Source organism: Cupriavidus basilensis (assembly GCF_029335485.1).
GTDB classification, from domain to species: Bacteria; Pseudomonadota; Gammaproteobacteria; order Burkholderiales; family Burkholderiaceae; genus Cupriavidus; species Cupriavidus basilensis_E.
In genome coordinates this window covers 1-5,253 of sequence record NZ_JARJLM010000406.1, presented here as the reverse complement: position 1 = coordinate 5,253, position 5,253 = coordinate 1, and the positions used below count along the sequence as shown (strand labels likewise).

Annotated in this window: 5 protein-coding genes; 4 read left to right on the top strand and 1 reads right to left on the bottom strand. The window is 69.9% G+C overall.

Going from position 1 to position 5,253, the window contains the following annotated elements:
• Positions 1–299 precede the first annotated feature (299 nt).
• From P3W85_RS24330 to P3W85_RS24315, 4 genes are all read left to right on the top strand, one after another.
• Complete coding sequence (locus P3W85_RS24330; RefSeq protein WP_276266656.1) at positions 300–1,358, top strand: AbrB family transcriptional regulator; 1,059 nt, start codon at positions 300–302, stop codon at positions 1,356–1,358.
• A gap of 40 nt (positions 1,359–1,398) precedes the next feature.
• Positions 1,399–1,815 (top strand): PaaI family thioesterase, encoded by a 417-nt coding sequence (locus P3W85_RS24325; RefSeq protein WP_276266655.1) that lies wholly within the window; start codon positions 1,399–1,401, stop codon positions 1,813–1,815.
• Between the two features lie 31 nt (positions 1,816–1,846).
• On the top strand, positions 1,847–2,791 hold the full coding sequence (locus P3W85_RS24320) for a patatin-like phospholipase family protein (protein WP_276266654.1): 945 nt from the start codon (positions 1,847–1,849) through the stop codon (positions 2,789–2,791).
• Between the two features lie 83 nt (positions 2,792–2,874).
• Positions 2,875–4,341, top strand: coding sequence for a dihydrolipoyl dehydrogenase family protein (locus P3W85_RS24315; RefSeq protein WP_276266653.1), 1,467 nt, complete (start codon positions 2,875–2,877; stop codon positions 4,339–4,341).
• 9 nt (positions 4,342–4,350) lie between these two features.
• Here the strand turns inward: P3W85_RS24315 and P3W85_RS24310 are convergent, their stop codons facing one another.
• On the bottom strand, positions 4,351–5,232 hold the full coding sequence (locus P3W85_RS24310) for a ChaN family lipoprotein (RefSeq protein ID WP_276266657.1): 882 nt from the start codon (positions 5,230–5,232) through the stop codon (positions 4,351–4,353).
• Positions 5,233–5,253 lie beyond the last annotated feature (21 nt).

The following is a 5,253-nucleotide window of genomic DNA, read 5'->3' as shown; positions in this document are numbered from 1 at the left end:
AAGCCAGCCCCCCTGCAAGGGGTCGCTTTCTTTTGGTTACTTTTCTTTACGAGTAAAGAAAAGTGACACCTCCATGTGCCCAAGAGCCTGACGCCACTCCGCCTTTAGGCCCTGCAGACCTGTCTATGAAACACATAAGGGTTGAGGAAGGGGAGCAAACCAACAGTCGCATGCGTTATACAGTCTGAGGCCCTGCCCTCCAGAGGTGCCGGGCCTTTGCCGTTGCTGCGCCATGGCACCGGCGCCTTTGTCTCTACATTGCACTCCATCATAAGAACACCACGCCAGGCCGCTGCAACATGTCTTCTCTCATTCACCGCTGGCGTCCGGTCCTGCTGACGCTGCTGCTCGGCCTGTCGGCCGCACTGCTTTGCTCGCTGCTGCACACACCGCTGCCGTGGATGATCGGCCCGCTGCTGTCGGTAGCCATCGCGCGCATGCGCGGCGCCGACCTGCGCGCGCCGACGCAGGCGCGCAACGCCGGCCAGTGGGCCATCGGCACCGCGCTCGGGCTCTACTTCACGCCCGACGTGGTGGCGCGGCTGGTGGAGTTCCTGCCGTATATCGTCGCCGGCTCGCTGTTTGCGCTGGTGCTGGGCTGCGGCGGCGCGTTCATGCTGCGCAGGAGCACCGGCGTGGCATTCAAGACCGCGTACTTCTCGACCGCCATCGGCGGTGCCTCGGAGATGGCCAACCTGGCCGAGCGCAACGGTGCGCGCATCGACCAGGTGGCCGCCGCGCATTCGCTGCGCGTGCTGATGGTGGTGGTGGCAGTGCCCGCGCTGTTCCAGTACGGCGGCATCCACGGCCTGGACCCGTATATTCCGGGGCCGCGCACGGTGGACTACTTCTGGCTGCCCGCGCTGATCGCGATCACCGTCAGCGTGGCGCTGGCGGCCAGGCGCGTCAACCTGCCCAATCCCTTCGTGATCGGCACGCTGCTGGCGGCGGCCGCGCTGACCGCCTCGGGCATCGAGCTGTCGGCCATCCCCACCTGGATGAGCCGCGCCGGCCAGTTGCTGATCGGCGTCTCGCTGGGCGCGCGTTTCTCGCGCGACTTCCTCCACACCGCGCCACGCTTCCTCGGCGGCGTGGCGCTGTACACGCTGGCGGCGCTGGTGCTCTCCGCGCTGTTCGGCTGGGCCCTGTCGGCCATGTCGGGCGTGCATCCGGCCACCGCCATCCTGGGCACCACGCCCGGCGGCATCGCCGAGATGTGCATCACGGCCAAGGTGCTGGAGCTCGGCGTGCCGCTGGTGACAGCCTTCCATGTGATCCGGATGGCCTTCGTGGTGCTGTGCACCGGCCCCCTGTATCATTGGCTCAAACATCGCGCCGCGCCGGAGGAGATCGAATAGCAACCTGGCCCGGCCCCACCCCAGGACAAACGGGAGTGCCATGCCGGAATCCAACCTGACGCTTGCCGATATCGACGGCACCTTGCAGCACGTATTGGCGCCATGGGTGCGCCAGCTCGGCCTGCGGGCCGAGCGCGTCGATGCGCAGAGCGTAACGCTGCGCCTGCCTTTCGACGAATCATTTCGCCATGCGGGTGGCGTGGTGTGCGGCCAGGTGCTGATGTCCGCGGCCGACACCGCCATGATCGTGGCGATTGCCAGCGCGCTGGGCGGCTTCCGGCCCATGACCACGGTCACGCTGACCACCAATTTCATGCGCCCGGTGATCGAGGGCGACATCCTGGTGCGCGCCAATGTGCTGCGGCTGGGCAAGACCGTGGTGTTCGGCGAGATCGAGCTGACCGGCGCCGACGGCAAGCTGGCCGTGCAGGCCACCACCACCTACGCGCTGCTGTGAGCCACGCCATCCCTTGCATGAGTCACGCAGCATGAGTTCACTTGTCATCCAGCCCGCCGCCGCGCCCGTGGCACCTGCCGCACACGCCGCGGCCGCCTCGCCGTTCGACCAGGTGGTATTTGCCGGTGGCGGCAACCGCTGCTGGTGGCAGGCTGGCTGGTGGGACACGGTGGCGCCGGAGCTGGGCTTGCGCCCGCGCGTGATCGCCGGCATTTCCGCCGGCGCCGCCACGGCCTGCATGATCCATGCGCACGATTCCCGCCAGGTGATGGCGTACTACCAGCAGGTGCTCGCCGGCAACCGCCGCAATGCCTACTGGGGCAATCTGCTGAGCCGGCAGCGCGTGTTCCCGCATTACGGCATCTACCGCACCGCCTTGCTCAACATCTTTGGCGAAGGCCGCCTGGCGCAACTGCAGACAGCGCCGGAGATCCGCATCGGCGTGGCGCACATCCCGCGCTGGAGCGGCCCGCGGCTGGCGGTGATGGCCGGCCTGGTGGCCTACAACATCGAGAAGCACTGGCTCAAGACGCTGCACCCGCGGCTTGGCCGCAAGCTCGGCTTCCATCCGGAGTTCGTGCGCGCGCAGGACTGCGCGTCGCCCGAACAACTGGCCGATCTGTTGCTGCAATCGGCCTCGACCCCGCCCTTTACGCCGGTGCTGCGGCGCAATGGACGGCCGGTGCTGGATGGCGGCATGGTCGACAACGTGCCAGTCGATGCGCTCGACGCAACGCCCGGCGACGTCCTGGTGCTGGTGACGCGGCTGTATCCGCGCCCGCGCCGCTTCGTATTGCGGCACGGCGCCCAGCGCCGGCTCTACCTGCAACCTTCGCAACGGGTACCGATCTCGAGCTGGGACTACACCCAGCCCGGCGCGATGATCGGTGCCTACGATCTAGGCCGGCGCGACGGGGAAACCTTCTTGCGTGAATGGCCGTCTGTCCTGAAGACGGAGCTTGGCACCGCCGTGTAGCGTCCAACCAACGCGCCGGCCGTCCTCGCGGCTCCGTCATCGCGATGTGCAACGCGGCCCTCGCGCCGCCACAGGAGGCATTGATGACGAAACGCCAGGCTAGACCCACGACCGAGCGCCAGAGCGCCCGCAGGGCGACCACCGAACAGGCGGTCGAGCAGGTCCCCCGCCGCGGCCGGCGCAAGCCCGGCCCGCAGCGCGAAGCCGACTTCGTGGTGATCGGCGCGGGCTCGGGCGGCGTCGCCGCGGCGCGGCGGGCAGCGGTGCTCGGCGCGCGCGTGGTGCTGGTCGAACGCGGCGAGATCGGCGGCACCTGCGTCAACCGCGGCTGCGTCCCCAAGAAGATGCTCTCGTATGGCGCCGGCCTGGCGGCCATCCTGTCGGGCTGCCTGTCCCACACCGGCGGCAAGGAAGACTGGAGCGACGCCATCGTGCGCGTCAATGCCGAGATGGCGCGGCTGCAGGTGGCCTACACCCACCGCCTGCAGGAAGCCGGCGTGGAACTGCTGCGCGGCGACGCCACGGTGATCGCGCCGGACCAGGTGCAGGTGGGCGCCCAGGCCATCCGCGCGAAGCGCATCCTGGTTGCCACCGGCGCCCGCCCGCGTACCCTGCCGGTGCCGGGCGGCGAGCTGGCCTGCAGCTCCGACGACATCTTCACCTGGCAAAGCCTGCCGGCCTCCCTGGTGGTGATCGGGGGTGGCTACGTGGCGGTGGAGCAAGCCTCGATCCTGTCGCGCTACGGCGTCAAGGTGGAGATGCTGGTGCGCGAAGACCGCCTGCTCGCGCGCTTCGATCATGAGATCGCGCACGCCCTGGCGGAGGCACTCGCCGCCAAGGGCGTGCGGCTGCATTTCAATACCGAAGTGACGCTGCTGAACCAGGCCAACGGCGCCATCGACGTGTGCTACCGGCAGCGGGACGCCGCCGGTAATGGCGAGGACCGTATCCGCACGGTGCGCGCGCAGGCGGCGCTGGCCGCGATCGGACGCGCACCGCATTGGGAAGGGCTCGGCCTGGAAACGCTCGGCGTGCAGAAAGCGGAGAAGGGCGGCATCCGCGTGGACCGTTCCTTCCGCAGCAGGGTGCGCTCGATCCACGCCATCGGCGATGCCATCGACGGCCTGCACCTGACGCCGGTCGCCACCGCGCAGGGCCGGTGGCTGGCGGACCGCCTGTTCGGCCGCCGCGGCGACCGCGCGGATTTCGACCTGGTGCCCACCGCCGTGTTCTGCGAGCCGGCCATCGGCAGCGTGGGCCTGACCGAAGCCGCGGCCATCGCCGCGGCCGGCAAGCCGGAGCGCATCGAGACCGTGGTGCGCCGCTTCGTCTCGCTGGAGACCCGCTTCGCCGGCGGCGAGCAGGCCTCGATGGTGAAGCTGGTGGTGAATGCCCGCAGCGGCCGCGTGCTGGGCGCGCACATGATGGACAACGCCGCGCCGGAGATCGTGCAGGCCCTCGCCGTGGCGCTGCGGCTGGGCGTGAAGCTGTCGCACCTGCAAACCACGGTGCAGCTCCATCCCACCGTGGCCGAGGAACTGTTCGGCTAGGCGCGCGGCTCAGGCCGGCGCGGACATGGCGCCCGGCCTGGCACCCACGCAGGGATCGGGCCGCTTGTGCTCGGGCACCAGCACCACGCGATCGTAGGCGCCGATCTCGTGGCCGCTGGCCTGCTCCAGGTAGCCAACGCTGTAGATCAGGCCGGCATCCGCGCCAAGCCAGCGCGGCGCACCCACGTCGCGCCGCACGTGGCCGTTGCCGGCGATCAGCACCACGCCGCGGTCCTCGAAAGGCCGCATCGCCGCCGCCATCACCGCGTCGCGCGCGGCTTGCGCATCGAGCATGCCCGGCAGCATGGCCTTGGGGAACTGGCCGCAATGACCGCGATCGAGCACCGCGGTCTGCTCCGTCACCACGTCTTCGGGCAGCGGCGCGGCCAGGCCAAGGCGCTTGCGCTCGGCCGCGTCGAAGACGCCGTCGAGACCGCTGCGCACGATCCGGCCCGCATCCTCGCGCGAGAGGTTGGCCGCCACCAGCGGCAGGTCGTAGCGCAGGGCCAGCGCCACCAGCGGCTTGTAAAGCTCCCACTGCCAGCCCTTGCCGCCGGCCTGCTCGACTACGTAGGCGGCGTCGCCGGGCCGCTCGCGCCGCGCGCGATCGATATCGGCCTGCCGTTCGCGGTCGAACTGCTCCATCGCGATGGCCGGCCGCCAGCCGGCTTCGAGCGCGCTGGAGAGCGCGAGCAGGCGCCGTTTCTGGCCGTCGGCGTTATCGTGCACCTCGCCCAGCAGCACATAGCTCTTGCCGGTGAACTGGTGCGCGACATCGCCCGCCACGGCGGCCGGCGGCGTGCCCGCGCAGCCCGCGAGGGCGGCAAGGAAGGCGGTTGCGAGCACCAGGCCGGCGGCGCGGCTGATGGCAAGGCGTGGGCGAGTCTGCATGGCGAGGGTAATCCTGGTTGC